This is a genomic window from uncultured Shewanella sp., from assembly GCF_947495455.1.
Taxonomy (GTDB): Bacteria; Pseudomonadota; Gammaproteobacteria; order Enterobacterales; family Shewanellaceae; genus Shewanella.
In genome coordinates this window covers 1-216 of sequence record NZ_CANLZC010000318.1, presented here as the reverse complement: position 1 = coordinate 216, position 216 = coordinate 1, and the positions used below count along the sequence as shown (strand labels likewise).

At 45.4% G+C, this 216-nt stretch carries 1 protein-coding gene; it reads right to left on the bottom strand.

Annotated elements, in window-relative coordinates:
• Positions 1 to 15 precede the first annotated feature (15 nt).
• Positions 16 to 216: type II toxin-antitoxin system Phd/YefM family antitoxin (locus Q0791_RS25230; RefSeq protein WP_299011983.1), on the bottom strand; the 201-nt coding region annotated here is incomplete at its 5' end.

The following is a 216-nucleotide window of genomic DNA, read 5'->3' as shown; positions in this document are numbered from 1 at the left end:
AGCCACGTTTTACCCTCAAATACCAGTGATCTCATTCATTTGCTCTTGTGTTGGTGTATGGCCTTTTCCATCTTTGTATGTGTTCATGGATTCGGAGATTTGTTGCATAAGGCTGCTGTTTTGCAGCACATGTAAGGTCTCTTGATCTCGCGCCCAATCATCGGCACTGATCACCACAAAATCTTCACCTGCACGTCGAGTGACTTTTAAGGGCTC